Genomic DNA, 323 nt, shown 5'->3' with positions numbered 1-323 from the left:
CATGGTTGACAGGGGCCGGGCAGAGGCGGCTCCGGATAAGTGCGTCGGCCGGTTGATGGCCAATGATGCGTTTGCCCTGCGCTCGAACATCTATGCGATCAAGTACAACCCGATCCTTGTCGGCCATCTGTCTGAAGGCATACCAGGGCTCAACGAGGCATTCCGCTTGATCTATGAGGGGATGGAAGCCAAGCGCCAGGTGCCCACGGCGCGGCTTGCACCCATTGTCGAAAAATACTGCCGGGATCAGGCGGCCTCGTATGAACCTAACATCGCCGTGATGAATTGGTTGCCTGCTGGCTGGAAGCAAGTCCTCGATACCG

Annotated in this window: 1 protein-coding gene; it reads left to right on the top strand. The window is 58.5% G+C overall.

Features of this window, described 5'->3' with window-relative positions; all coding sequences use genetic code 11:
• Positions 1-55: 55 nt before the first annotated feature.
• Positions 56-323, top strand: a 268-nt coding sequence (locus RVY79_RS18510; RefSeq protein WP_317466005.1) for a hypothetical protein, incomplete at its 3' end; no start/stop codon positions are given.

The organism is Chromohalobacter sp. HP20-39, assembly GCF_033052815.1.
In the GTDB taxonomy this organism is placed as follows: domain Bacteria; phylum Pseudomonadota; class Gammaproteobacteria; order Pseudomonadales; family Halomonadaceae; genus Chromohalobacter.
Note: the sequence above shows the minus strand (reverse complement) of the source record. Positions and strands in the feature narration are given on the sequence as shown.